The organism is Actinomadura terrae, from assembly GCF_022751215.1.
GTDB lineage: Bacteria > Actinomycetota > Actinomycetes > Streptosporangiales > Streptosporangiaceae > Spirillospora > Spirillospora terrae.
Map to the genome: position 1 here is coordinate 998,479 of NZ_JAICDG010000002.1, position 26,907 is coordinate 1,025,385.

Genomic DNA, 26,907 nt, shown 5'->3' on the forward strand with positions numbered 1-26,907 from the left:
TCGACTTATGGAAGGGCGACCTCACGTGGCTGCGATCCTCTACCGGGTCGGCGCCTGCTGCTTCAGGCGGCGCCGCCTGGTCTGCGGGCTCTGGGCACTGCTGGCCGTGCTGGCGATCGCCGGGGCGGCCGCGCTCGCGGGCGAGACGTCCAACACCGTGACGATCCCCGGCACCGAGGCGCAGCGGACCCTCGACCGGCTGGACGAGCGCTTCCCCGAGGCGAAGGTCGGCGACGCCTCCGCGCGGGTCGTGTTCGTCGCGCCGCCCGGCCGCCGCCTGTCGGACGAACCGAACCGGGCCGCGGTCGAGAAGGTGGTCCAGGGGATGCGCGAGGCACCCCGGGTGGTCGCGGTCCTCGACCCGTTCCAGGCGAAGGCCCTCTCGCGGGACGGCAGGTTCGGCTACGCGCAGGCGACCTACGACGTCCCCGCCGCCGACCTGAAGAAGGACGAGCAGGAGGCGCTCAAGGCCGCCGCCGCGCCCGGCCGCGCCGCCGGGCTGACCGTCGAGTTCGGCGGCGACGCCGTCACCGGCAAGCCCGTGACCGGCGCGGTCGAGCTGATCGGCGTGCTGGTCGCGGCCGTGGTGCTGCTGGTCACGCTCGGCTCGCTGATCGCCGCCGGGCTGCCGCTGCTGATGGCGGTCCTCGGCGTCGGGATCGGGATGAGCGGCGTCGCGATCGCCTCCGGCCTGACCGACCTGAACGTGAACACCGGCGTGCTGGCGCTGATGCTCGGGCTCGCGGTCGGCATCGACTACACGCTGCTGATCGTGTCGCGGTTCCGGTACGAGGTGGCGGAGCGGCCTCCCGAGGAGGCGGCGGCGCTGGCGGTCGGCACCGCCGGGTCCGCGGTCGTGTTCGCCGGGCTGACCGTCATGATCGCGCTGGCCGGGCTGTCGGTCGTCGGCATTCCGGTGCTGACCGCGATGGGCCTCGCCGCCGCCGGGACCGTCGCCGTCGCGGTGCTGCTCGCGCTGACGCTGCTCCCCGCGCTGCTCGGCTTCGCCGCCCGGCGCGTCTCGGCCGCGCGCCGGGGGCGGGTCGAGCCGGGCGCGGTCCCGCACGGGGAGCGGTGGGCGCGGTTCGTCGTCCGGCGGCGGATTCCCGTCCTGCTGGTGGCGCTGGCGGGCCTCGGCATCGCCGCGATCCCGGCCGCCGACCTGCGGCTCGGCCTGCCCGACGACTCGATGCTCCCCGCTGACTCCACCCAGCGCAAGGCGTTCGAGCTGGTCAGCGAGGGGTTCGGCCCCGGCTTCAACGGCCCCCTGGTAGTGGTCGTGGACGGCGGACGCGGTGGCGGCGCCGCAGCCGCGGGCCAGGTCGCCACGACCCTCGGCCGCATGGACGGCGTCGCCGCCGTCACCCCGCCCACACCGAACCGCGACGGCGGTATCGCGCTGCTGACGGTGTTCCCGGAGACCGGGGCGACCGAGCAGGCCACGACCGACCTCGTCCACCGCATCCGCGACCGGCGGGGCGAGCTGCGCGCGGCGACCGGCGCCTCGATCGCGGTGACCGGCCTGACCGCCGTCAACATCGACTTCTCCAGGAAGCTCGACGACGCGCTGCCGCCCTACCTCGGCGTCGTCGTGGGCCTGACGTTCCTGCTGCTGATGCTGGTGTTCCGGTCGCTGATCGTCCCGCTGAAGGCCGCGCTCGGGTTCCTGCTCAGCGTCGCCGCGACGTTCGGCGCGGTCGTCGCGGTGTTCCAGTGGGGCTGGATGTCCTCGGTGCTCGGCCTGGACGCGACGGGCCCGACCGCGAGCCTGCTGCCGATCGCGCTGATCGGCATCCTGTTCGGCCTCGCGATGGACTACGAGGTGTTCATCGTCGCGCGGATGCGGGAGGAGCACGTCCGCGGCACCGCCCCCGACGAGGCCGTCGCGACCGCGTTCCGGCACAACGCCCGCGTCGTCACCGCCGCCGCGATCATCATGATCAGCGTGTTCGCCGGGTTCCTGTTCTCCACCGAGCAGCTCAGCCGGTCGATCGGCTTCGCGCTGGCCGTCGGCGTGCTCGCCGACGCGCTCGTCGTCCGCATGACGATCGTCCCGGCGGTGATGTCGCTGTTCGGACGGGCCGCCTGGTGGCTGCCCGGCCCGCTGGAGCGGATGCTGCCCGCCGTCGACGTCGACGGCGAGCGGCTGGCCGGGAACCGCGACCCGGCGCGACGACCATCGGAGCCGGACGTCGCCGCCCCCTCCGGCTGACCCCGACTCCCCTCCCAGGCCCCGCCGCCCGTCCGTCCTCCCGTAGTGAAGGGCGGCGGGGCCGCCCCGTCAGGAGCCGTACCGCGTCAGGAGCGAGCCGTACCGCTCCGAGAGCGGGGGGTTCGCCTCGGACGGGAGCGCCGACGGCAGGTCCGACCGGCGGCTCAGGCGCAGCTTGCGGTAGACGCGGGTGAGGTGCTGCTCGACGGTGCTGACCGTGATGAACAGCTTCGCGGCGATCTGCCGGTTGGTGTAGCCGTCGGCGGCGAGCGCGGCGACCCGCAGCTCGGCGTTGCTGAGCTCCTCGACGCCGGGCCGCGCCACCGGGGCGGGGACGTCCTCGGTCGCGGCGGGCGGCTGCGCCGCCGCCGGGGCCAGCGTGCACGGCGAGCGGTCCCGCACCTGCGCGCCCGACGCCTCGGCGAGCCGGTCGGCGCGGCGCGCCGTCCGGCGGGCGGTGCCGGGTTCGCCGAGGCCGCGCTGGACGCGGCTGAGGTCGTGGAGCGCGCGGGCCAGCTCCAGCCGGTCGTGCGAGCGCTGGAGCACCTCGACGGCCTCGGACAGCAGCTCGCGGCGGACCGGCAGGTCGCTGGTCCGGGCGAGGGCGCGCAGCGTGATCCCGCGCGTCCGGCGGTCCCAGGACGGGAGCATGGCGAGCTGCTCCTCGGCCAGCGCCCGGCCCTCGGCGAGGCGGCCCAGCCCGGCGTAGGCGTAGGCGGCCGAGGAGCGCCACGGCACGACCGCCGGGATGTCCAGCTCCCACCGCGCCATCAGCTCGCCGCACACCTGGAAGTCGCCGAGCGCGGCGTGCAGCCGTCCGGTGGACATGTGGAACCAGCCGCGCGCCTCCAGGTAGTGCAGGCCCGCGCGGGTCTGGAACATCGCCTCGGGGACGGCGGTGCCGAGGCACGCCTCGGCCCCGTCCAGGTCGCCGAGCCCGAGGTCGGCCGCCACCATGCTCGCCAGCGGCAGCCCGATCGCCACGCCCCAGCTCCGGGCGGGCATGACCGCCAGCGCCCGGGACGCCTGCCGGTGCGCGGCGCGCAGGTCGCCGCGCCGCAGGTCGGCCAGCGCGCCGATGCCCGCGAGCAGCCCCTCCCAGACGGGCGTGCGGCGCACCCCGGCCTCGGCGGCGAGGGACTCGCGCCAGAACTCCGCCTTGTCCAGCGACCCGCCGTAGATCAGCGCGGCGAGCGCGGCGATGACGGGGATCAGCGCGGAGTCGTCCGGCCGCGCGCACTGGAGCACCTTCTCGGCGCTCGTCAGCAGCTCGTCGGCGTCGTCGGAGAGCGTGTGCACCGCCGACAGGTGCGGGGCGAGCGACGGGCGCCCCGGCGCGGCGTCCGCGTCCGCCCACGCCGGGGGCACGGTGTCGGGGTAGTGGGCCCGCAGGCGGTGCAGTGCCTTGCCCGTGGCCCGCGCGTCGTGGTGGCGCAGCTCGCCGAGCAGCTCCGCCGCGTCCTGCGGGCGGCCGTGCCACAGCAGGTAGTCGACGGCTCGGACGGCGTACCGGCCGGTGAGCAGCCCCCGCCGCACGGCGCTGCCCAGCTCGGGCAGGAGCCGTTCGGCCCCGGCGGGGTCCAGGAGCCACTCGGCGCGCGCGATCAGGGACGTGGCGACCGCGTGCTCGCGCTCGTCGGCGCTGTGCCGCCGCGCCCGCTGGAGCAGCAGCAGCGCCCGCCGCCCGTCGCCGTCGTCGAGGGCCTGCTCGGCGGTCTCGCGCAGCACCGCCACCTCCCACGGCTCGCGCGGGCCGCCCCCGCACAGCAGGTGCTCGGTGACGGTGCCGATGGGGAAGCCCGCGTTGTGCAGCGCGGTCGCCGCCGCGGCGTGCAGCGCCGCCCGGTCGTCCGGCGGGATGCTCCGCAGGACGGCGACCAGCGCCGCCCCGTCCCGGAACCGCATGCCGTCGAGCAGCCCGGCGACCGTCAGCGTCTCGACGGCCTCGGCGACCGGGTGGCGGCTCAGCCCGAGCGTCGCCGCCAGCAGGTCGGGGGACGCGGCGTCGCCCAGGATCGCGATGGCACGTGCCACGTCGAGTTCGGGCGACTCGTACCGGTGGAGGCAGCGGACGACGGCCTCCTGGAACGCCTCGCCCGGCGCGGGCGCGCTCATCCCGCGCACGGGGTCGAGCGAGTCCTTCAGCAGGGCCTTCACCAGCAGCGGGTTGCCGCCGGTGCTGCGGTGGAACGCACCGGCGAGCCGCTGCGCGCCCGGACGGCTCGTCCGCTGGGACAGCAGCGTTCCGACCGCGAACGGCGACAGCGGCTCCAACCGGATGTAGCGGCAGTAGGGCTGCCGCATGACGTCGGTCTCCAGGATCGGATGCCGCCGCCGGGGGCCGAACAGCTCGGCGAACACCACCATGACCCGGTCCGAGCGCAGCCGCCGGACGAGGTAGAGCAGGCACCGCAGGGACAGGTCGTCGGCGTACTCGACGTCGTCGACCGCGATCAGGACCGGCCGGTCCCCGGCGAGCCGGTGCAGCCTGCACAGCAGGTCCCGGACGCTGGGCGAGGCCAGGTGCGCGGTGGCGTCGAGGCCCGGCGAGGACAGCGCGCGGGTGAGCGCGTCGTCGAGCGGGGACAACTCGGGCTCGATGTCGCCGTCCGCCGACTCGACGTTGCGCAGCAGTTGGTCGAGCACGCCGAGCGGCAGGGCCTGCTCCGCGCGCGACGCCGCCGCGCTCAGCACCAGCGCGCCGGCGTCCACCGCCCGCTCGGCGAGGGCGTGCAGCAGCGCGGTCTTCCCGCTCGCGACCGGACCGCCGACGATCGCGACCCGCACCGAGCCGCCGGCGCACTCCTCGAACATCGCGTCGAGACTGGACAATTCTTTGTAGCGTTCCGCCAGGGTCACAGGTCGGCCTCGTCAATTCCAAGTGAAAGGACACCCGGCTCGCGACCGGGTGGGACGGGATTCAGCAGGGCGAAATGGCCGTGGGGGCGCCGAGAGTTCACACCAAGAGAACAAGGGAGCCGGTTCATTAAATGTTCACTCTAACCGCTGGTATGGATAGCCCGCTCCCAGGCTCGGGCGGTGGCCTGAAGTGGTCGGGAACGGTGCGGAGGGCCACGGAGCCGTGCGCGGCGGACCGCCGCGCCGCGCGCCTCGCACCCGGCGGGACCTGCGACCATGACGGCTCCGGCGCCGCACGGCGGTGTAGTGTGAACCATGGTTCATCTTGTAAGGGCACGGAGGACGGGCGCGCATGGAGAGAACACCGGGACTTCGGGCCGACGCCACCCGGAACCGGGCGAAGATCCTGCGGGCGGCGCGTGACCTGATCACCGCGCACGGCCCGCAGATCGGGATGGACGAGATCGCGCGCTCGGCCGGGGTGGCGGTCGGCACCCTCTACCGCCACTTCCCGACCAAGAACGCCCTGGTCAACGCGATCATGATCGAGATCGAGGCCGGGGTGGTCGCCGGCCTGGAGGAGGCCGTCGCCCGCATCGAGGCCGGCGGCGGCGCGCTGCGCGAGATCGAGCTGCTGCTGCACCGGCTGGCCGTCGACCTGGCCGACGACCGGGCGATGCGCGCGGTCGCGACCCGCATCGGCGCCTACTCTCCCGACAACGTCCGCCTGCACGGCGAGGTGGCGCTGGCCCGGATGGTCGCGGCCGCGCACGCCGCCGGGGCCCTGCGTCCCGACGTCACCCCCGAGGACCTCGGCCTCCTCATCGGCACGATGCCCGGCGCCGAGATGCCCGAGCCCGCCCGCCGCCGCTGGGTGGAACTGACCCTGCGCAGCATCACGCCGTCCCCGGCCCAGGACGGCACGCCCTCCTGACCGCGGTAGGTCCCCTGCGCTTAACCCCGGTGGGTGGCGTTGTACGGGGGCGGGGTCGTCGCCTGAGTCTTCAGTTTTGTGAAGCGGGGTTTGGACGCACTCGGCAGTGCCGTATCCGTTTAGGGCAGACCGGAGTTTCAGATGGTGGCGGAGGTCGAAATTCTCTGCTCTTGGCGGTGTGGACGGGCGGTGAGACGCTCACCTCCACTTCGCGAAAGGAGACCATTTTGCTGTCTCGACGCTCCCCGGCCAGACCCCGCCGCCTCGGCAGGCCGCGTGCGCGCAGCCGAGTTCTTGCCGCTGCGCTCACCGTGACCGTTGCCGCGGCCGTCGTCGGTGCCTCGCCCTCCGCCTCCGTCGCCTCGCCTGCCCTGGCCCCCGTCGTCACCGCCAAGTACCCACCGGCCGAGTTGGAAATGGTGGAGGAGAGCGGGCTGGCCTCGCCCTACGAGGCCAAGATCGCCCACTGCCCTCGCGGCAAGCAGCCCGTGGGAGGCGGCTTCGACCTGCCCGAGGGCCACAGCGTGGCCGCCTCCTACCCCGTCGCCGACTCCGGCTGGCTCGTCAAGGCCCGCTCGGACCGCGGCGACCCGGCCCCCTTCGAGATGACCTGGTACGCCATGTGCTCGATCCCGTCGAAGGGCTACAGGATCGTCAAGACCTCCGCGAAGGACGTGCCCAACAGGCATGGCGTCGGACTGGACTGCTGGAACGACGCACCCCCGTACCCCCGCCGCGAGGCCATGGTGAACGTCGGAGGCGAAGCCAAGGGCTCCACCGCAGCACTGACCGCTATCGAGATGTCGTACCAACCGTCCCGCACCTACATCTCCGGCTTCGCCGGAGGCGCTCGAACCGACGCCGACACCGTGGAGGTCGACCTCTACGTGATCTGCATCGAGCAACCCGACGGCAGCGGCGACTGGTTCCATCAAGAACGAGGTTCCTATCGCAACGGCGACGGGCCCACCTGGACCTGCCCGCGGGACAACAACGTCGTCGGTGCCGGCTTCTTCAGTTGGGAGGCATTCCTGAGGACCAGTAAGCCGCGCTCCACCGGGAACAGTGACTGGGAGCTCACCGGCGTCAATCCCCTCGCCTCCGAGTACGAGATAGACGGTCACCTCATCTGCGAACGTTATTGACCCCCATACCGCCGACCGGTCTGAGGGCGGTCCGAAGACAAGGGCCGCCCTCAGCAGGCACGCCCGCGGTTCCTAGACGACTTGGGCGGTGGACGCGAGGACGACCTCGCGTATGCACACCTTCTGCGGCTGCCGGTACACGAACAGAACGGTCTCGGCCACGTCCTCCGCCGCCAGCCCGCCGCCCGCCGCCTGCTGCGACTCCGCGTGCTCGACCCGCAGGCCGTCGTCCGCGATCAGGTCGCCCATGCCGGTCGCGACGTAACCGGGCGCGACGGTGATCACCCGCGTCCCGTGCGGGGCCGCCTGCTGCCTGATCCCCTCCGACAGGATGTGCGCGGCGGACTTGGTCGCGCTGTAGACCGCCTCCACCCCCGCCGTCTTGTACGCGGCGATCGACCCGATCGTGATCACGGTGCCGCCGCCGCGCTCGATCATCCCGGGCAGGACGGCCTGGACGCAGCCGAGCACGCCCTTGATGTTCACGTCGACCATCTGCTCCCAGTGCTCGCGCGACTGCGCGGCCGCGACCCCCGGTTGCAGGACGGCCGCGCTGTTGACCAGCGCGTCCACCGGCCCGTACGCGGCCTCGGCCGCCTTGACCGCCGCCGCGACGGCCGCGCCGTCCACGACGTCGGCGGCCCGGCACAGCGCACGCGGCAGGCCGAGCGCCTCCAGCCGCTCGGCGCGGCGGCCCAGCAGCAGCAGCGGGTGGCCCTCGCGGGAGAAGGCGCGCGCGGTGGCGGCCCCGATCCCCGAACCGGCACCGGTGACGACGACGAGCGGCTTGTCCATGGCTTCCTTCCGAACGCGGGTCACCAGCGGTGATGTACCTGGGGACGGATGCGGGCGTCGTACAGCTCCGCCAGTGCCGTGAGGGTGCCGGCGTCCAGCTCCGGCAGGTCGGCGGCGGCGGAGTTGGCGCGGGCCTGGTCGACCGTCCGCGCGCCGGGGATCACGGTGGTCACCCCCGGCTGCTGGACGATCCACCGCAGCGCCGTCTGCGCCGGGGTCGCCCCCTCGGGCGCCAGCGCCGCGAACGCCTCCGCAGCCTCGACGCCGGTGTGGAAATCGACCCCGGAGAACGTCTCGCCCACGTCGAACGACTCGCCGTTGCGGTTGTAGGTCCGGTGGTCGTCGGCCGCGAAGACCGAGTCGTGCCGGTACCGTCCCGACAGCAGCCCGGACGCGAGCGGCACCCGCGCGATGATCGCGACACCCTTCTCCCGCGCCGCGGGCAACACCCGCTCCAGCGGTTTGCGCCGGAACGGATTCAGGATGATCTGGACGCTCGCCACGCCGGGGCGCGCGATCGCGGCCAGCGCCTCGTCGCACGTCTCGACGCTCACCCCGTACCCGGCGACGCGCTTCTCCTCGACCAGGGTGTCGAGCGCGTCGTAGACCTCGCCCTTGTGGAACACCGCCGTCGGAGGGCAGTGCAGCTGGACGAGATCGAGGGTCTCGACGCCGAGGTTCGCGCGGGACCGGTCCGTCCACGCGCGGAAGTTGTCCAGCGTGAACGCGGACGGATCCTGCGGGCCGCGCCGTCCGAGCTTGGTGGCGACGAACAACTGCCCGCCCGGCCTCCCAGCCGTGTACGCGCCGATGAGTTTCTCGCTGCGGCCGTCCCCGTACACGTCGGCGGTGTCGATGAACGTCACACCGGACGCGACGGCCGCGTCCAGGATCGCCAGCGCGTCGTCCTCCGAGACGTCGCCCCAGTCCGCGCCGAGCTGCCAGGTGCCGAGGCCGACGACCGACGCCGTCCGGCCGAGCCTGTCGAACGATCGTTGCTCCATTGGGAACCGTCCTCGCGATGCCGGGTTCTGGCAAGAAGATTGACACAACCCTCTTCTCCCGACAATGGCCGCCTGTGCCTTTGGCAGTTAGATGCCACGTCAGGACGTTGTTGCGCTAGGCACACTGTGGCAACGTCCTGGCCACACCGATTTGGGGGTCGCGATGACTCACACCCAAGAACGCCCCACCCGGACGGCACCCCCGCGCCCCCCGGCGCCCGGCGCGCTCTGGGCGGCCCGCGCACCGTTCCTGGCGACGGGCCTCGTCCTCGCCGGCTTCTTCGTCCGGGTGCCGTCGCTGAAACTCGCCTTCGGCCTCTCGGACGGACGCCTAGGACTCCTGCTGACGCTCCCCGTCCTGAGCGGCCTAGCGGCAATGCAACTGACGGGCCGCCTCGTAGCCCGCTTCGGTAGCGCCCCGATAGTCCGCGTGACAATGGCGGCCCTACCGATATCGCTCCTCTTCGTAGCGACATCCGGAGGCCAGACCCGCCTGGCCCTCGCCCTGCTCCTCTTCGGCGCCTTGGACGGCCTGGTGGACGTCTCGATGAACGCCCACGCCATCACCGTCGAACGCACCCTGAACCGCCGCGTGATGAACAGCTGCCACGCGTCCTGGAGCATCGGCGCCGCGGCAGGCTCCATCCTGGGCGGCCTGGCGATAAAGGCGGGCCTTTCCCTGACCGAGCATTTCCTGATCGTCGCCCTGACCTTGGTCGCGTTCACGGCCGCGACGGGCCCTTACATGCTGACGTCCAGCGCCGACCGCCTCCCGGACCGCGCCCCGAAACCGAACCACCGAACAGGCTGGACACCCCGAGTCCTCATGTTCGGCGCGGTCGGCACGATCGTCCTGGTATGCAGCGGCGTAGTCGGCAACTGGAGCGGCATCTTCCTGCACGACGAACTGGGCATGTCCCTGGCAGCGGCGTCCCTCGGCTACATCTTCTTCAGCGCCTTCGAAACAGGAGGCCGCCTGGTAGGCGACCGCCTCCAAACCCGCTTCGGAGCACCCCTCCTGATCCGCTGCGGAGCCGCCCTGGCAATCATCGGCCTGGCCACAGTAGTCCTGAGCCCCCTACCGTCCCTGGCCGTGGCAGGCTTCGCCATATTCGGCCTGGGCCTCTCCGTCCTACTCCCCATAATCTTCAGCGCGGTAGGCCACAGCGGCGCCGACACGGAAGGCGCAGCCTCGGCCCTGGCAAAAGTAAGCACCCTCACCTACACGGGCCTACTACTAGGCCCCATGGCGGTCGGCCTAATAGCCGAAAAAACCGGCCTAACAACAACTTTAACGGGCCTACTGGCCCTACTAACAACAACCCTGGCCCTATCCCTACGCCTATTCCCCCGCCCCTAACCCCTCACCCGGGCGCGACGACCCACTGCCACCCCCGAAGCCCAGCGGAGAAGCCGACGCCGATGCTCCCTCGTCCAACCCACCGCGTATTGCCCACCATCCCCTCGGCCACGGGGGTGACGAAAACTCCGTGCGCAGCACTACCCGCCGCTCATCCCCAAGGCGGCGACGCGAGACGGCGGCCGCAAACCGTGAGGCCTGGACGATGACGCGTCCGGCCGACGCGGGCATCTCGGCCGGGACACTCGGACCGCCTCACGCGGAATGCGGCCCACCGGAAACGGCGGATGGACACTGCGCCGCCGATGCCACGTCCGTGCCTGCCAAGAGTGCAGCGTCCCCGGCGCCAATGGCTTCGACCATTCGGGCGAGGGCGGGATGACATGGGAGCGGTGGCGGCCCCCGTGCCACGCCCCCTCGCGAGCGCGCCCAGCAGGTTGCGAACCCTGCTGGGAGCGATGAGGACGATCCCCTGGAAGGAGCACGACCCGTGAACATAATGGCGTTACGAACCCTCATGGGGGCGATGAAAATTCGGCCGGATAGTTGGCCGGCACGTTGGAGTCCACGAATTGCGAACCCAACTGGGGGCGATGAGGACCGGCCAGCCCGGAATCCTTCACGTCCCGCAAGTCACTCTGTTGCGAACCCCGCTGGGGCGATGAGGACGTGGCCCAAGCCAAGGGGCATACTCCCGCCCTGGCCAAGGTTGCGAACCCTCAGGGGCGATGTGGACAGCGCCGCCCCGCACGCCGATCCGATGAGGACGGGTTGCGAACCCTCGTGGGGGCGATGGGGACGAGCGATCACGAGCGAGCAAGCATGGAAGCAACTGTTGCAAACCCTCGCAGGGGCAATGGGGACACGACAGCGGTGAGTGGTCAGTGAACTACACAAAGACGTTGCGAACCCTCGTAAGAGCGATGGGGACGCGCCATCCAGCACTCTACTGGCGGACGTCCCGCTCAAGTTGTGAACCCTCGTGGGGCGATGAGGACCCGTCAGAAGAGCGCGCCGAGGCAGCGCTTACCCCGTGGCGAACCCTCCCAGGATGATGAGGAGCTGCACTACCGGGACCGTGATGCGGCGCGCCCGCATCGGTTGCGAACCCTGCTGGGGGTGATTAGGAGGCCTTTACGTGCGCGAGTCGACGAAGAGGCTGGTCGTGTTGCGAACCCTCGAAGGGGCGATGGGGACCCGATGCCGGTCAGGGCGGCCGAGGTACTCCCGGTGTTGCGAACCCTCGAAGGGCCGATGGGGACGAGGTGCGGCACGTCCGGCGGGTGCTGGCGGCCGCATTGCGAACCCTCGCAGGGGGCGATGAGCACATGAACCGCAGGTCAGGGCCATTCTCGCCGGGCTATCGTTGCGAACCCTGCTGCGGGCGATAGGGACACGGCTGGATGTGGGGAGTCCTCGGACTGGCCGGAGCGTGTTGCGAACCCCGCTGGGGGCGATGGGGACCGGCGCAGCCCGCCGCCGCCGGGGACGTCCTCCCACCGTTGCGAACCCTCGAAGGGGCGATGGAGACGGGTCGAGCAGGAGGCCAAGCAGACCCGTATCGCCGCGTTGCGAACCCTCGAAGGGGCGATGGAGACCGGAGAGGAGCTCACCGGCAAGGGCGCCATCATCGCCTGCGTGTTGCGAACCCTCGAAGGGGCGATGGAGACCCGACCATTCTTCTGCCAAGAGCGTGTGATGAGGGTTGCGAACCCTCGAAGGGGCGATGGAGACTTCCGGCCCGCCAGGCAGCCGAGGCCCTGGGCATCACGTTGCGAACCCTCGAAGGGGCGATGGAGACCCCACGGTAAAGCCGCAGGTGTGTGAAGGGAAGAGGGGGCCGCTCGGCGTGGGTTTTTCAGCGTTCCGTCGGTTGTGCTGTTGGGCCCGGTGTGTCGCTGAAAAATGATCGACTTGTTGTTCTGGTCGGCTGGTTGGTGAGGGTACAGGGTGTTGGCGGCGATGCGGTCGTGCGTGGGGGACGGCGCATGGCACGTGCGGCACGGTCGGTGGCAAGGGGTGGTGCAGCGGGGCCCGGCCGGCGGGTCGCGTGCGTGTTATTGGTGGTGGGGGTGGGTGGTGTGCCAGGTGCCGGTTGGTGTGGTCCAGATGAGGAGGCCGGGCCAGGGGTGGTGGAGGGTCCAGCCGGGGGTTTGTTTGAGGCGGTGGTGGTGTCGGCAGAGGGGGGCGAGGTTGCAGGGGCAGGTGGTGCCGGGTTGCCAGGGGATGGTGTGGTCGAGGTCGCAGTGGGTTGATTGGCGGTTGCAGGTGGGGAACACGCAGGTGGGGTGGCGTGTCTCGATCTCGCGGCGGAGTGCGGCGGGGGGTCGGTAGCCGGGGTGTCCGTGTGTGGCGTCCTGGCCCTGGCAGGCGGCGTGACGGCTTTCGGTGAGTTGAGTGGTGATCGTCCGGGCGGCGTGGGTGATGGCGGCGGGGAGGTGGGCGGGGTGGACGCGTTGGCGGACGTGGGTGAGGCGTTGGTCGATGGCGTCCGCCAGCTCCGTGATCACGGAGGACTCGTCGGTGGTGCCCGGTGGAGCGTCCGGGTGGGGGTTGAGTCGAGCGCGGCCTGATGCCAGGGGAAGGTGCCGGGTGACCGCGCCCGCTAAGGAGGGGTGGAGCGCCAGCTTGTTCCCGGCGGCGGGCGGGGGGTGCGGGTGAGCGGGTTGGCGGGGGTGGGGCCGCGCGCCGGGAGCGTCCGCGAGCGGCTCAATCTTGGAGGGTTTGCCCTGGCCCGGGGTGGTGGGGGCGGCGGTTGAACCGTGAAGGTTTGCGGGCTCGCGTGTGTGGTTGGGGTGGGGAGCAGCTGTGTCGGCCGGTGTTGGGGCGGGTTCCTCGGTGGTGGTGAGGAGGGTGTGGGTGGCGGTGGGGAGGTTGTCGCCTTGTAGGAGGCGGGTGGCCAGGTCGGCGCGGATGTTGTCGAGGGGGCGGGTGTCGCCGTCGTGGCGGAGGCCGTGGGCGGCGGCGGTGATTTTGTTGTAGATGGCGTGGGCCTGGTCGGAGGGGAGGTCGCGGACGGCGAGGTCGGCGGTGCCGGAGGGGGTTTCCCACAGTTCCAGCCGCCGTTTGCGTTCGGCTGCGCGTCGGCGTTCGGTGATGCTGGAGGGGTCCAGGCGGTGGGCGATGCGTTTGATGCGGCGGCGGAGTTGGCCGGTGGTCTGGGTGGGGGCCTTGGCTAGGGCGGCGGTTTGGAGAGTGTCGGCGACCTGGTTGGGGAGGTTGTCGGTGGCGTCGCTGATGATGCGGGCCTTGGGCAGGTCGATGCGTCCGGCCTCCAGGGCCCGGCCGGTGGCGGCCAAGGGGCCGGTGAGTTGTTCGGCCAGGTGGAGCAGGGTCGCGGCGGCCTGGCTGGTGAGGGTCAACGCGGCGGCGACTTCCTCCACGGTCGACTCGTGGGCGGGCAGGACGCGGTAGTCGGGGTCACCGGAGGCTTCGGCGTTCTCGCGGCGGCGGGCCAGTTCGGCGACCGCGGCCAACTCCCGGGATTGGGCCCAGGACGTCTGACGGCGCGCGGCGGCGGCGACCTGCAACAACTGGTCATCGGACAGGTCAGCCAGTCTTTCTCTGCTGCCGGAAAGGCATATGGCGAGCTGGGGGCCGGGAGGAAACCACCCCCGGTCGTCCCATTCCTGGGAAACGGTGGCTGAGAGTGTGGCGATTGCTGGCAAGGTAATCACCCCCCGGACCTCCTGTAGCTCATTTAATTATAGGGCAGTACAGCGTCGGAACCCATGGACAATTCGGACAGGTCATACTTCTGTGGCCTGAATTTCGAGGCAGCCGGATCGCCGTCCTAGCCGAAGCCTGGGGTGCGAGCGCGAAGCGCGAGCATGCAAGCGCAACCAGGCACCTACCAGTCAGAAGAGCACCCGACCTAAACCCACCGACCTCAACCCCGTGACAGCAACCGGCGATGACCCAAGCGAGATCACTTACCTGCGGGAGGCGCCGCAACCAGCAACCCACCCCAACCAAGAATTTACCGATAAAATAGACCTCAGCCACAGATAACCTGACAGGGATCAGCGGAGCATGGTGTTTCTGCTAGCCCTCCCTCAACCCGTCAAGCCGAGCGCGCAGCCGATCCGCGATGCGTCCCGCATGGGGAATGCCCGCCTGAACAATGCGGTCACTGCCCTAGCTGTAGAGCAACCGCACCGCACCGTTCCGCCCGAACGCGAGACCGTCCGCTCCTCGAGGGTCCAGGGAGAGGTTGGGGTGGCTGGCTAGGTCATCGGGCGGAGATCTCTGAGTAGTTCCATCCAGGCGGATTCTGTCGGAGCTCCAGGAGGAAGCGTCGGCCTCGTGCTCGGCTGTATGTGCCCGCGCGGTTGGGGAGTTGTCGCAGGGGCTGGACGCTGTCCGCTGGACGTCCACCAGTGGGGGGCCTACTCCGCCGGGGCTGGTCCGGTTGGGAGACGTCAGGGCGGGCGGCCAGGTGCGGTTGCCGGGGCTGGGGTCGGTGGTCGGCGGGGTAGGACGGGGTGCGGGTCAGGTTCTTGATCGGGTGATGAGGTCTCGTGCCAGCTGGACGATGGGCGTGATGGGGTCGGAGTAGTTGCCGAGGACGATGGCCACCCAGTTCTGTTCCGGGAAGATGTCGATGTTGGTCGCTCCGCCCACGGTGCCGCCCGAGTGGCCGAGTACCTGCTTGTCGTTGACGATGACGGAGCGGAACCCGTAGCCGTAGGATCTGTACGGGCTCGGGTCGGGTGGTCCGTCCGACGGGGTCAGGGGCACCTTGGCGCTGGTGACCAGTTCGGTGAACGCGTGGTTCAGTACCGCGCCCGACCGCAGTGCTTTCGCGAAGTTGAGCAGGTCCAGGGTCGAGGAGTAGGCGCCGTCGGCGGGGCCGCCGATGAACCCGAAGTATTCGCTCTCCGTAAAGTCGATGCGTTCACCGGTCCGGGATATCGGGTAGCGATGCGCGATGTCCTCGGCGGCCAGCACCTGGGGCTTAGTGTAGAAGTCCGAGCGGGACATTCCTGCCGGGGCGAACACATACCGGCGAACGTAGTCGAAATAGGAGAGCCGGGAGACCTGGGCGACGAGTGCGCCGAGGACGAAGAACCCCGAATTGCTGTAGGCGTGCCGTATGCCGGGTGTGAACCGGAGGTCAGACCGCCGGATGATGGCCATCACGCCGTCCATCATCTCGTCCGCGCTGCGCCATTTCTTCAATCCCTCTTGGAACTCCTTCGCCTCGCTGTAATCACCCATACCTGAGGTGTGGGTGAGCAGCTGATGGACGGTGACCCTGTCCGCGATCTCGGCCGGGAAGCCGTCGAGGTAGGTGCCCAGCGTCTGGTGGAACGCCACCTTGCCCTGGTGGGCGAGCCGCGCGACCGCCAGGCCGGTGAAGCATTTGGTCACCGACGCGAGGTTGAAGAGGGTGCCCATCTGGTTGGGCAGCGACCGCTTCTTGTTGGCCATCCCGTACGCCAGGGACAGTACGGGTCGGCCCGCGTGGGCTAGGAGCACGGTCCCGGAGAAGGCGTCCTCGGCGGCGCGGCGCGCGACGAACCGGTGGAACTTCCCGCCGGGCCGCAGGGCCGGTGGTGACCCGAGCCCCTCGGCAGCGGCGGCCGGGGCCGGGGCCAGGGACGGGGTCAGGCCGGCCCCGACGGCGAGGGGAGCGGCTCCCAGCAAGCCGAGTGCGGAGCGGCGGGACGGTTGAAGCCTCGGTGAAATCGGTCGTGGGGTCACCTGCGTGGTCTCCTTCGGTGAGAATCCAGCGGTGCCATGCTTAGACCACGACAGGTTTCTTCCTTGTTAGCTCGCCCCGGCGCGCTGGGCGGGCGCTGCACCTAGCCGCGACGCGGGGGCGGCCGGCGTCACCCCCCGGCCGACTTCAGTCTCGCGAGTAGGTGAGGGTCTGGCCGGATCTGCTCACCTCTATGCGTAGGTCGTCGTGGTTCTCGATGGCTTCTCGATTCACGGGTGAGAGGCCCTGGCCGCGTAGGGGCATGAATGAGGCTGTGCCTTCCAATCCGCCCGAGGCCACACCCGCGGAGACCGTGAGGACCAGCAGAGCCCATTTGTGGGCCTCCCCGGTATAGGGGGTGACGATAAGACCCCCCTCGGTGCATTGTTCTACCCAGCAGTACGGGACGATACGGGCCGCGGCGGTGGAAAGTATCCGGTCGAACGGCGCGTATTCGGCTGCGCCTTGTTCGCCGTCGCCGGTGACGACGGTAACTTCCGGGTGTCCCGCCTTGCGCAGGTTGGTGCGGGCTCGTGCGGCGATATCGGTATCGATCTCGACGGACACCACCTCGGCGCCGAGGGCGGCCAGGCACGCGGCGTTCCATCCCGTTCCGGTGCCTATTTCGAGGACGCGCGTCCCCGGCGCCAGCCTCAGTGAGCTGATCATGTTCGCCATGACCCCGGGGGCAGAGGACGACGACACCGGCCAGATGCCGTCCTTGATTTCTGTTATCACCGCCTCATCGGAGGCCACCAGGCTTTCCCACTTGAGGGGGTCTTCCCGGCGTGACAATCGGGCCCATGCGTCGTTCTCGACGATCCAGATGTCGTCGGGGATGAACGGGCGGCGGTCTACCGGCGGGAGGTCGGGGAACGTGATGGCCTTCTCGGTCACGCGTTCCCTGATCCGTTGCACGACGGGCAGGTTATCGTTCTGGTCGCGCGCCCGTCATTGCCGTCAGTTGTCGTGTCGACCTTCCCGCTGCCGCCACACGTGGCACAAGCGTCCTTTTTGCTGTGTTTGCCCATCTTGCACCCCTGACCCTGTTGTCCCGATCACCGGCCGCCGACATGGCGAATGCCGCGCGTGGTGGCCAAGTGTGCCATCGAGGGCCGAGGGATGGAGGGTCGATGGTGGAAAGCGATTGAAACGATCTAGGTTTCAGACGTCGCCGCTCTGGCTTTGGCGATCTATGCCAGCCTGAGAGTCTCACTTGCCGGTGATGCGGACGGGAAGGTGCTCGGGGCCGTTCACGGTTATCGAGTGGACGGGAGTCAAGGGCCCTGCGGGTTCTATGGATTCCACGCAGTCCAAGAGCTCTGAGAGAAGGATTCTGGCCTGGGCGCGGGCCAAAGTGGCGCCCAAACAGAAGTGTTCACCGGAGGCCAGAGCCAGATGCCGGTTCGGTTTCCGGGCTATGTCGAACGTGAAGGGAGAAGGGAAGACCGATTCGTCGCGGTTCGCGGATGGGACCCAGACCACCACCTTGTCGCCCGGCTCTATCTGTTGACCGTGGAGGGTTACGGGTTCGGTGGCGGTACGCATGCTGTGGGTCGCGCTTGACGTCCAGCGCAGGGTCTCCTCCACAGCCGATGGGAGCAGGGAGCGGTCTTCGCGTAGGCGCACCCATTCGCCGGGGTTCTCCAGGAAGGCCTGCATCGCGCCCGCCAGCGCCAGGCGGCCGTTTTCAGTGGCGCCCACCAGGTTTTCGCAGTTGAGGAGGACTTCCTCCTCCGACAACAGCGAGCCTTCCACGACGCCGCCCAGCAGCATGCTCACCAGGTCGTCGGCCGGGTTCGCGGTGCGGCGGTCCATCAGGTCTATGAAATAGAGCATCAGTTCCTGGTGGGCGGCCAGGGAGACACCGGCCTCGAACGCCTCGTTCGTCCAGCGGAAGAGGGTCTCGTGGTCCGATTCGAGGACGCCCATCATGTGGCCGATCGTGTAGATCGACAGACGCCCCGCCACGTCGTGGACGAAGTCGGCCTCTCCCGCCTCGATGACCTGGGCGAGGACGGCGCGGACCATGCCGCGCATGGCGTCCTCCAAGGCACGGACGGAGCGCGCCGTGAACCAGTCCGCCACGACCCCCCGCAGCTCCTTGTGGCGGGGCGGGTCGGTGAGGGCGAGGGTCATTCCGGCGCCCGGGTCCTCGCGCAGCTCGGTCGGACGGAGCAGCACCCCGCTCGCCGAGCTGAACCGCCCCGGGTCGCGGTAGACGGCGCGGACGTCCTCGTAGCGGGTCAGGGACCAGAACGCGGGCAGGTGGGTCGGCTCATGCCGATGGACGGGGGAGTGCTCGCGCATCCAGCGCCAGATCTCGTGCTGGGCACCCGTCGCGTGCAGGGCGGGGTCGACCAGGCGAGCGGCCTGCGGGGCGGGGTCGACCAGGTCGGCGGCGTTCGGAGCCGGGGCGACCGGGCCGGCGGCGTGCGGAGTCGGGTCGATCGGGCCGGTGGGATCCAGGGACGTTGCAGCCGTCATGGGCTCCTGCCAACTCTTTTTCCAATGTTGAGTCAAAAGGTTGCCAGATTCTTGGCATATCAGGCAAGATGGCGTCGTCCGCCTGGTTCGCACGGTCGGCGGGACCTCCCCGCCCGGTCGTCACCTGGTCGAAAGGGGTCCGCACATGACCGTCCTGTCCCCGACCGGCGTCGGGATCACCCGGCTCGCCGGCAATATCGGCGCCGAGATAACCGGGGTGGACGCGAGCCGTCCGCTGGAGGCGGAGGTCGTCGCCTCGGTCCGCGCGGCGCTGCTCCGGCACAAGCTCATCGTCCTGCGCGACCAGGAACTCGACTACGACAGCCAGGTCGCGTTCGCGCGGCGGCTCGGGGACCTGACGCTCGGCCACCCGATCTACGACGCGCCGAAGGGCCGTCCGGCGCTGCGGGAGATGGACTCGCGGCAGGGCACCCGCGCCAACCACTGGCACACCGACCTCACGTTCATCGAGCGGCCGCCCGCGTTCGCGCTGCTGCACAGCAAGATCATTCCGCCGGTCGGCGGCGACACGATCTGGGCCAACACCGCGAGCGCGTACCAGAGCCTTCCGCAGGAGCTGCGCGACCTCGCGGACCGGCTGCGGATCGTCCACAGCAACGACTCCGACTACACCGACGACACCGTCGCGGCGCGGGGGGACTACATCTCGGTCCGGTACGAGGCCGAGCACCCGGCCGTCCGCGTCCACCCGGAGACGGGGGAGCGGTCGCTGCTGCTCGGCGGGTTCGCGCGCAGCGTGGTCGGGCTGCCGCCGCAGGCCGGACGCGACCTGATCAGGGTGCTCCAGGAGTATGTGACCAAGCCGGAGCAGACCGTCCGGTGGAAGTGGCGCGTCGGCGACCTCGTCATCTGGGACAACCAGGCGACGATGCACTACGCGATCTACGACTACGGCGACGAGCCCCGGCGCGGCGAGCGGCTCACGATCATCGGGGACGTCCCGGTCGGCGTGGACGGGCGCCCCGGCCGGGCACTGGCCGGTGACACCTCCGCCTACAGCGGCGGGACGGTCTGAGTGCCCCGCGACCGCTCGCTCGACATCGCCGTCACCGGCATGTCCGGCCGCTTCCCCGGCTGCGCCGACCTCGACGCGTGGTGGTCGGCGCTGCTCGCCGGGCGCGTCCTGACCCGGCGGTACGAGCGGCGCGACCTGCTGGCCGCCGGGGTCGCGGCGAGCCTGCTGGACGAGCCGGACTACGTCCCGGTGCACGGCCATCTCGACGGCGCCGACCGCTTCGACAACGTGCTGTTCCGGGTCAGCCCGCGCGACGCGGAGATGATGGACCCGCAGCACCGGCTGATGCTGGAGGTGGCCTGGTCCGCCCTGGAGGACGCCGGAAACGCAGGCTCCGCGGGTGACGTGGTCACCGGCGTGTACGCGTCCGCGAGCGGGAGCGGGTACCTGCGCGCGATGGTCGCGGGCGGGATGCTCGACCCGCTCACGCTTGAGGACGCGGTGCACGGCACCGAGCCCGACTTCATGGCGAGCCTCATCTCCTACCGGCTCGGCCTGACCGGGCCCGCGCTCGCGGTGCAGACGGCCTGCTCGTCGTCGCTGGTCGCCCTGCATCTGGCGGGGCAGGCGCTGCTGAACGGCGACTGCGACCAGGCGCTGGTGGTCGCCGCTGGCATCGCTTATCCCCAGGCCGGACATCTGCACGTGCCGGGCGGAATCCACTCCCCGTCCGGCGCGTGCCGTCCGTTCGACGCGCGGGCGGACGGGGTGGTCGCCGGGTCCGGTGTCGCGGCGGTCGTGCTGCGGCGGGCCGCCGAGGCCGAGGTCGCGCCGCACGGGATCATCCTCGGCACGGCGATCAACAACGATGGCGCGGCGAAGGCCGGGTACTACGCGCCGTCGGTCGCGGGCCAGGAGGCGGTGATCCGCTCGGCGCTGCTCGCGGCGGACGTGGAGGCCGCCTCGATCGGATACCTGGAGTCGCACGGCACCGGCACGCGGGTGGGGGACCCGATCGAGTGGTCCGCCGCGTCCGCCGCGCTGGGCGGGATGGGCGCGGCGCCGGGGCAGATCGCGGTCGGCGCGCTCAAGGCCAACGTCGGGCACCTCGACAACGCGGCCGGGCTCGCGTCGCTGATCAAGACGCTGCTGGTGCTGCGGGACGGGACGGTGCCGCCCGTCGCCGGGTTCACCCGCTTGAACCCGCTGCTGGACGCGGACGACTCGCCCCTGTACGTCCCGGCGGAGGCGCGGCCGTGGAGCGGTCCCCGGCCGTGGCGCGCGGGGGTCAGCTCGTTCGGCATCGGCGGTACCAACGCGCACGTGATCGTCGAGCGGGCCGTCGACGTCCCCCGGACGAAGCGCGACCGGCCCGGGCTCGTGCTGCTGTCCGCCGCCGATCCTGAGGCGCTCGCGCGTTCCGCGTCCCGGCTCTCCGAGCGGTTGAGCGACGACGACCTCGATCTAGGGGATGTCGCCTACACCCTCGCCACCGGACGGGTCGCGCTCACCGAACGTCTCGCGGTCTCCGGACGTAGCGCCGCCGACGTCGCCAAAAGCCTCGCCAGCGGGGACGGGGTCGCGCGGGGCAGCCGTCCGGCCGATGGGCCCGCACCCGTCGTGTTCCTGTTCCCGGGGCAGGGGTCGCAGTATCCGGGGATGGCGCTGCCGTTCGCCGAGGCCCTGCCCGGTTTCGCCGACGTCCTCGACAAGACCCTCGACACCTTCGACACACCGCTCGCGGAAAGGCTGCGGCGCGCGCTGCTCACCCGGGAGTGCTCCGAGGCGGAGCTGCGGGAGACGGAGCTGGCGCAACCGGCGCTGTTCGCCGTCGAGTACGCGGCCGACCGCGCGCTCCGCGACCTCGGTGTCGTCCCGGTCGCGGTGGCGGGGCACAGCCTCGGTGAGATCACCGCGTTGTGCGTCGCCGGGGTGCTCGACCTGCCCGCCGCCGCGCGGTTCGTGGCCGCGCGCGGGCGTGCGCTCCAGGGCTGCCCGTCCGGTGCCATGCTCGCGCTGGGCTGCGACGAGGCGGCGGCGCGCGAACTGCTCGCCGCGTCCGGGGCCGCCCTGGAGATCGCCGCGATCAACACACCCGACACCTGCGTGGTCGCGGGCACCGCCGACACGGTCGACACGTTCCGGACGTGGCTCGGCGACCGCGTCTTCTCCCGCCCGCTGCGGACCGGCCGCGCCTTCCACACGTCCCTCGTCGAACCCGGCCTGCCGGAGCTGGCCGCCGCGCTGGCGGACGTCGAGACGCGCGCGCCGAGCGTGCCCTACGCCGCGAACGCCACCGGACGGCTCGTCCCGGCGGGCACCCGGGTCGAGCCGGACGACCTCGTCCGCGCCGCGCGCGAGCCGGTGCGGTTCGCCGACGCGATGGCCGCGATCGCCGCCCGCCACCCGGGGGCCGTCGCCGTCGAGATCGGCCCTGGCCGGGCGCTCACCGGCATGGCGGACGCGGCGGGCCTCACCGCCGTGGCGCTCTCCCCGTCCCGCACCGCACGTCCGGACGAGGAGGTCAGGACCGCCCTCGGCGCCCTCTGGACGCTCGGACAGCCCCTCGCGACGGAGGCGCTGATCGAGCCCGGACACCTGCTCCACCTGCCCACCTACCCGTTCGCCGGGCCGAGCTGGATCGCTCCCGAGGCCGCCCCGAAGCCGCTCCCCGACGCCGAGCAGCCGAACCCCCCGAAGCCCCCGGAGCCCGAGCCGGAGAACAACGAGGACGCGTCCGCCCTGCTCGCCCGGCTGTGGACGGAGCTGCTCGGCCACGCCGACCTCACCGCCGAGTCCGACTTCTTCAAGCTCGGCGGCGACTCGCTGCTCGTCACGCATCTGGCGCGCAGGGTCCACCGGGAGCTCGGGGTCCGGGTGCCGATGCGCGACATGCTCGCGGGCCGGACGCTCGGACGGCAGACGACGATCGTGCTCGACCTGCTGGAGCCCTCGCGATCCGGCGGCCCGCCCGGCTAGGCGGACGGCGCACGGCGGCCGTCGCGGGCCACGAACACCGAAGCGGAGGAATCTGATGTCATCGCCGGAACACACCGGTCCCTCGTCGGCCGGCCTGGCGCGCCTGGACGGCACGCGCCTCGACGGCCCGCACCTCGGACGCGGCGCCCCGCTTCCGCCGCCGCCCCGGACCCCCGTCCATGAGCTGGTGACCGGGGTCGCCCGCGCCCATCCCGAGCGCCCCGCCTTGCGCTGCGGCGGGCGAACCGTCAGTTACGGCGAGCTGGACGCCTGGTCGGCCCGTATCGCGGCGCGGCTCGCGTCGGCGGGCGTCCGGCGCGGCGATCATGTCGGGCTGCTGGCGGAGCCGTCGGCCGCGATGGTGGCGGCGGCGTTCGGCGTCCTGCGCGCCGGGGCCGCCTACGTCCCGGTGCATCGGGAGAACCCCGATCGGCGGGTCGCCGAGATCCTGGCCGACGCGAGCGTCTCCTGGACGGTCGCCACCGAAGGCGAGTCGCAGCGGCTGAGAACCCTCGGCCTCCCCTTCCTCCCGGCCGAGGACGGCGACGACGCACCGACACCCCCCGACACACAGGTCAACGACAATGACCCGGCATACCTCATCTACACCTCCGGCAGCACGGGCGAGCCGAAGGGCGTGCTGGTCGAGCACGGGCAGCTGTCCGCCTCGACGCTCGCGCGGCACGGCGTCTACCCGGGCGCGCCGGTGTTCCTGCTGGTGTCGCCGATCGCGTTCGACTCGTCGGTGGTGGGGCTCTGGGGGACGCTGACCGCCGGAGGCTGCCTGGTCGTGGCCACCGCCGACGAGGTCCGCGACCCCGCGCGCCTCGTCGCCTTGATCGAGGAACACCGGGTGACGCGGACGCTGTGCGTGCCGTCCCTGTACCGCGTCCTGCTGGACGCGGCGGAGCGGGATCACCACCTCGACCGCCTGGCCTCGCTCGACACCGTGATCGTCGCCGGTGAGCCGCTGCCCGAGCCGCTGGTCGAGCGGCACTTCGCGCTGCGTCCCGGGCCGGTCGCGCTGGTCAACGAGTACGGCCCGACCGAGGCGACGGTCTGGGCGAGCTACCACCGCTTCGACGCGCCGGGCCCGGTGTCGATCGGCGGGCCGATCCCCGGCGCGTCCCTCTACGTCCTGGACGAGGAGCTGCGGCCGGTGCCGCCCGGTACCGAGGGCGAGCTGGTGATCGGCGGCGCCGGGGTCGCCCGCGGCTACGTCGGCGACCCCGAGGCCACCGCGCGCGCTTTCGTCAACGATCCCTTCTCCGAGACCCCAGGCGCCCGCATGTACCGGACGGGTGACCGCGTCCGCTGGAACGACGCGGGCACGCTCGACTTCCTCGGCCGCCGCGACCAGCAGGTCAAGATCCGCGGACACCGGGTGGAGCTGGGCGCGGTCGAGGCGGCGCTGCGCGGCGCGCCGGGCGTCCGCGACGCGGCGGCCGTCCCCGACCCGGCCGGGACACGCCTGACCGGCTTCGTCGTCGCCGCGTCCGACACGAGACCCGAGAACGTCAGGGCGCACGTCGCGGAGCGGTTCCCCGACGTGATGGTGCCCGCCCGGATCCAGATCCTGGACGCCTTTCCCCGCACCCTCAACGGCAAGGTCGATCGTGCCGCGCTGCTCGCCGCGGCGGAGGAGACACCGTCCGGGACGGGGGCGCCGACGGGCGTCGCCGCCGCGTGGGCGGAGGTGCTGAAGATCTCGGAGGTGCCCGCCGAGGTCAACTTCTTCGACCTGGGCGGCAACTCGCTCACGATGTTCCGCCTCCAGGACGCGCTGGAGCTGCACACCGGCACCCGTCCGTCGATCGTGGCGCTGTTCCGGCACACGACGGTCGCGGCGCAGTCCGCGCTGATCCGCGACGGCGGCGCGGCGGACGCGTCCCCCGGCGCCTCCCGCCAGGCGGCGGCCCGCCGCGCCCGCGCGGCCCGTGCGCGCCGCCAGCGCACCACCCCCGACCCCCGCACGACACAGGAGACAGGGCGATGACCCACGACCCCTCGACCTGGCTGAGCTGCCCGGCGCCCGACCCCGACGCCCGGCTGCGGCTCGTCTGCTTCGCGCACGCCGGAGGCTCGGCGTCGTTCTTCCGCGAGTGGACCATCCCGGGCTGCGAGGTGCACGGCGTCCGCTACCCGGGCCGCGCCGAGCGCATTGACGAGCCGTCCCCGACCGACCTGCGGCGACTCGCCGACGACATCGCCGCCGCCCTGATGCCGCTGGCCGACCGTCCGCTCGCGCTGTTCGGGCACAGCATGGGCGCGGCGGTGGCGCTGGAGACGGCGCGGAGCCTGGAGGCGCGCGGCGTCGTCCCCGCGCACCTGTTCGCGTCCGGCTCCCGCGACGCGCCGCTGCCCGGCCCGGAGGAAATGGTGCTGGAGGACGACGCGGACGTGCCCGAACGTCTCGCCCGGCTCGGCGGCACCGACCCGGAGCTGGCGTCCGACCCGTTCTTCCTGGAACTCGTCCTGCCCTACATCCAGGGCGACGGACGCATGTTCCACGACTACGAGCACCGCGCCGAGCCGCCGCTGCGCTGCCCGGTCACCACGATCGTCGGGGACGCCGATCCGGACGCCGATCGGCGTCCCTGGCACGAACTGGCCGCCGGGGGCTTCCACGAGAGGACCGTCACCGGAGACCACTTCTACCTCGTCGCCGACCCGCCGTTCGCGCTGCTCGCCGACTGCCTGGGCGGGTTGAGCCCCAGCGAAGGAGCACGATGACCGAGGCCCCCATCCGTCGGCTGGCGCCGCCGCCCCTCGACCACGAACTGGCCGCGCCGCTGCGCGCGATCCTCGCCGACCTGACCGTCCCGCTGACGCCCGCCCTGATCGCGGACCGGCGGGAGCGTTCCCAGCGAGGACGTTTGTCGGACGCCGAGATCCGCAGGGGCGGCACGTTCGAGCTGGAGGAGCGCGTGGTGCCCGGCCCCGCGGGCGCGCCCGGCGTCCCGGTGCTGATCTGCCGTCCGACCGGCGCGGTGGGCCCCCTCCCCGTCATCTACAACACGCACGGCGGCGGTATGGTCGCGGGCCACAACCGCACCACGGAGCTGGCAGGCGAGCTCGACCGCGCCGAGGAACTGGGGCTCGCGGTGGTCGCCGTCGACTACCGGCTCGCCCCCGAGAACCCCCACCCCGCGCCGGTGGAGGACTGCTACGCCGGACTCCTCTGGGTCCACGAACACGGCGCCGAACTGGGCCTCGACCCGGACCGCGTCATCATCAGCGGCAACAGCGCGGGCGGCTGCCTCGCCGCCGCCGTCAGCCTCCTCGCCCGCGACCGCCAGGGCCCACCGCTGCTCGGCCAGATGCTCCAGTGCCCGATGCTGGACGACCGGTGCGACACGGTCTCGGCCGCCCAGATGGACGGCGTCGGCCTCTGGGACGGCCGGTCCAACCTCGCCGGATGGACGGCGCTGCTCGGCGACCGCGTCGGCACCGCCGACGTCCCGTCCTACGCCGCGCCCGGCCGCGAAACGGACCTGACCAACCTCCCGCCCGCCTTCATCGACGTCGGCACCGTCGAGGCGCTGCGCGACGAGGCCATCGCCTACGCCACCCGGATCAGCCAGGCCGGAGGCGACGCCGAACTGCACGTATGGGCCGGCGCCTTCCACAGCTTCGACGAATGGGTACCGGACGCCGTCGTCTCCCGAACCGCCCAACGCGCCCGAGCCGACTGGCTACGCCGAATCCTGTCAAGGTGAGCAACCACCCCCGACGCGAGCACGCCGCCCGGTTCGCCGAGCTGGCGACCCTGCCGCTGCCACAAACCGTCCGCGACCTACCCCGCCGCGCACGCCCCGGCGGTGACGGCACAGGATGCCCATCTGCGGCACCGTTCACGATCACGCAGCGCCCCGCAACGCGGACCTGCGGTTGACGATGGTGGCCGCGCGGACGGTGCCTGGCTGCGTCCAGGGCCCCATGCGCCGTTGACGATCGCGTGTCGGCCCCCGCCTGACGGCCCCCCACGCGGGCATGTGGGTGCCGATGGTGGACGGCACATGGTGCCCGCCTGCTGCGCCGTCGCGATCGCGCGAAGGCCCTTGCCTAGCGACCCACACGCGGATGTGTGGCTGACAGCGGTGGACGCACGAATGGTGCCCGTCTGCATCCAGCGTCCCGGTGCGCTGTTGACGATCGCGTGGCGGCTCGCAACGCGGACCTGTCGATGACGATGGGGGACGCGCGGATGGTGCCTGGCTGCGTCCCGGGTCCCCTGCGCCGTTGACGATCGCGTGTCGGCCCCCGCCTGACGGCCCCCCACGCCGACGTGTGGGTGCCGATGGTGGACGGCAGATGGCGCCCATCTGCGGCACCGTTCACAATCACACAGCGGCCCGCGCCTCGCAGCCCGCCACGCGGCCCTGTAGCTGGCGATAGTGGACGCACGATTGATGCTCGTCTGCATCCAGCGTCCCGTGCGCCGTTGGCGAG

At 71.6% G+C, this 26,907-nt stretch carries 16 protein-coding genes and 1 CRISPR repeat array; of the genes, 9 read left to right on the forward strand and 7 right to left on the reverse strand.

Annotation, left to right across the window (positions count from 1 at the left end):
* Nucleotides 1-25: 25 nt before the first annotated feature.
* Complete coding sequence (locus K2F47_RS14665) at nt 26-2,212, forward strand: MMPL family transporter (protein WP_242903408.1); 2,187 nt, start codon at nt 26-28, stop codon at nt 2,210-2,212.
* A gap of 69 nt (nt 2,213-2,281) precedes the next feature.
* On the opposite strand, the gene K2F47_RS14670 is transcribed toward K2F47_RS14665, so the two are convergent.
* Nucleotides 2,282-5,071, reverse strand: coding sequence for an AAA family ATPase (locus K2F47_RS14670; RefSeq protein WP_242903409.1), 2,790 nt, complete (start codon nt 5,069-5,071; stop codon nt 2,282-2,284).
* 352 nt (nt 5,072-5,423) lie between these two features.
* On the opposite strand from K2F47_RS14670, the gene K2F47_RS14675 reads away from it, so the two are divergent.
* Together K2F47_RS14675 and K2F47_RS14680 are read left to right on the forward strand one after the other, a co-directional pair.
* Complete coding sequence (locus K2F47_RS14675) at nt 5,424-6,005, forward strand: TetR/AcrR family transcriptional regulator (RefSeq protein ID WP_242903410.1); 582 nt, start codon at nt 5,424-5,426, stop codon at nt 6,003-6,005.
* Between the two features lie 170 nt (nt 6,006-6,175).
* A complete protein-coding gene (locus tag K2F47_RS14680) occupies nt 6,176-7,150 on the forward strand; it encodes a hypothetical protein (RefSeq protein WP_242903411.1) in 975 nt (324 codons plus the stop codon).
* Nucleotides 7,151-7,222: 72 nt separating this feature from the next.
* Here the strand turns inward: K2F47_RS14680 and K2F47_RS14685 are convergent, their stop codons facing one another.
* Both K2F47_RS14685 and K2F47_RS14690 read right to left on the reverse strand, forming a co-directional pair.
* Nucleotides 7,223-7,945 (reverse strand): SDR family oxidoreductase, encoded by a 723-nt coding sequence (locus K2F47_RS14685; RefSeq protein WP_242903412.1) that lies wholly within the window; start codon nt 7,943-7,945, stop codon nt 7,223-7,225.
* A 20-nt stretch (nt 7,946-7,965) separates the two neighbouring features.
* Entirely contained in the window at nt 7,966-8,949 is a 984-nt protein-coding gene (locus tag K2F47_RS14690; protein WP_242903413.1) for an aldo/keto reductase, read from the reverse strand.
* 163 nt (nt 8,950-9,112) lie between these two features.
* Between K2F47_RS14690 and K2F47_RS14695 the strand changes: the two genes are divergently transcribed.
* Nucleotides 9,113-10,309 (forward strand): MFS transporter, encoded by a 1,197-nt coding sequence (locus tag K2F47_RS14695; RefSeq protein WP_242903414.1) that lies wholly within the window; start codon nt 9,113-9,115, stop codon nt 10,307-10,309.
* Between the two features lie 1,434 nt (nt 10,310-11,743).
* A CRISPR array of direct repeats spans nt 11,744-12,110; the repeat unit is 30 nt; unit sequence GTTGCGAACCCTCGAAGGGGCGATGGAGAC.
* A gap of 256 nt (nt 12,111-12,366) precedes the next feature.
* Here the strand turns inward: K2F47_RS14695 and K2F47_RS14700 are convergent.
* The 4 genes from K2F47_RS14700 to K2F47_RS14715 form a co-directional block, all read right to left on the reverse strand.
* A complete protein-coding gene (locus K2F47_RS14700; protein ID WP_242903415.1) occupies nt 12,367-13,842 on the reverse strand; it encodes an HNH endonuclease signature motif containing protein in 1,476 nt (491 codons plus the stop codon).
* A 958-nt stretch (nt 13,843-14,800) separates the two neighbouring features.
* Complete coding sequence (locus K2F47_RS14705) at nt 14,801-15,958, reverse strand: serine hydrolase domain-containing protein (protein WP_242903416.1); 1,158 nt, start codon at nt 15,956-15,958, stop codon at nt 14,801-14,803.
* Between the two features lie 202 nt (nt 15,959-16,160).
* Nucleotides 16,161-16,910: a protein-L-isoaspartate O-methyltransferase family protein gene (locus K2F47_RS14710; RefSeq protein ID WP_242903417.1), complete on the reverse strand. Its 750-nt coding sequence runs from the start codon at nt 16,908-16,910 to the stop codon at nt 16,161-16,163.
* 315 nt (nt 16,911-17,225) lie between these two features.
* Complete coding sequence (locus K2F47_RS14715) at nt 17,226-18,500, reverse strand: cytochrome P450 (protein ID WP_242903418.1); 1,275 nt, start codon at nt 18,498-18,500, stop codon at nt 17,226-17,228.
* A gap of 145 nt (nt 18,501-18,645) precedes the next feature.
* Between K2F47_RS14715 and K2F47_RS14720 the strand changes: the two genes are divergently transcribed.
* Genes K2F47_RS14720 through K2F47_RS14740 form a run of 5 tightly spaced genes read left to right on the forward strand, consistent with a single transcriptional unit; the run spans nt 18,646 to nt 26,174 of the window.
* Nucleotides 18,646-19,536, forward strand: a complete 891-nt coding sequence (locus K2F47_RS14720) for a TauD/TfdA dioxygenase family protein (protein ID WP_242903419.1) — start codon at nt 18,646-18,648, stop codon at nt 19,534-19,536.
* The gene (locus K2F47_RS14725) at nt 19,537-22,455 is read left to right on the forward strand and encodes a type I polyketide synthase (RefSeq protein ID WP_242903420.1); all 2,919 of its coding nucleotides are present in this window, start codon (nt 19,537-19,539) and stop codon (nt 22,453-22,455) included. It begins immediately after the preceding gene.
* 55 nt (nt 22,456-22,510) lie between these two features.
* Entirely contained in the window at nt 22,511-24,451 is a 1,941-nt protein-coding gene (locus K2F47_RS14730) for a non-ribosomal peptide synthetase (RefSeq protein ID WP_242903421.1), read from the forward strand.
* Nucleotides 24,448-25,188 carry a thioesterase II family protein gene (locus K2F47_RS14735; RefSeq protein WP_242903422.1) on the forward strand — a complete coding sequence of 247 codons (741 nt, stop codon included), beginning with the start codon at nt 24,448-24,450 and terminating at the stop codon, nt 25,186-25,188. The genes K2F47_RS14730 and K2F47_RS14735 overlap by 4 nt, the downstream gene beginning before the upstream one ends.
* Nucleotides 25,185-26,174 carry an alpha/beta hydrolase gene (locus K2F47_RS14740; RefSeq protein WP_242903423.1) on the forward strand — a complete coding sequence of 330 codons (990 nt, stop codon included), beginning with the start codon at nt 25,185-25,187 and terminating at the stop codon, nt 26,172-26,174. Before K2F47_RS14735 ends, K2F47_RS14740 begins: the two co-directional genes overlap by 4 nt.
* Nucleotides 26,175-26,907: the final 733 nt, after the last annotated feature.

Coding starts and splice junctions, on each gene's coding strand:
- K2F47_RS14695 (WP_242903414.1), top strand. CDS start 9,113: ATGACTCACACCCAAGAACGCCCCACCCGGACGGCACCCCCGCGCCCC.
- K2F47_RS14715 (WP_242903418.1), bottom strand. CDS start 18,500: ATGACGGCTGCAACGTCCCTGGATCCCACCGGCCCGATCGACCCGACT.
- K2F47_RS14735 (WP_242903422.1), top strand. CDS start 24,448: ATGACCCACGACCCCTCGACCTGGCTGAGCTGCCCGGCGCCCGACCCC.
- K2F47_RS14720 (WP_242903419.1), top strand. CDS start 18,646: ATGACCGTCCTGTCCCCGACCGGCGTCGGGATCACCCGGCTCGCCGGC.
- K2F47_RS14740 (WP_242903423.1), top strand. CDS start 25,185: ATGACCGAGGCCCCCATCCGTCGGCTGGCGCCGCCGCCCCTCGACCAC.
- K2F47_RS14730 (WP_242903421.1), top strand. CDS start 22,511: ATGTCATCGCCGGAACACACCGGTCCCTCGTCGGCCGGCCTGGCGCGC.
- K2F47_RS14675 (WP_242903410.1), top strand. CDS start 5,424: ATGGAGAGAACACCGGGACTTCGGGCCGACGCCACCCGGAACCGGGCG.
- K2F47_RS14685 (WP_242903412.1), bottom strand. CDS start 7,945: ATGGACAAGCCGCTCGTCGTCGTCACCGGTGCCGGTTCGGGGATCGGG.
- K2F47_RS14690 (WP_242903413.1), bottom strand. CDS start 8,949: ATGGAGCAACGATCGTTCGACAGGCTCGGCCGGACGGCGTCGGTCGTC.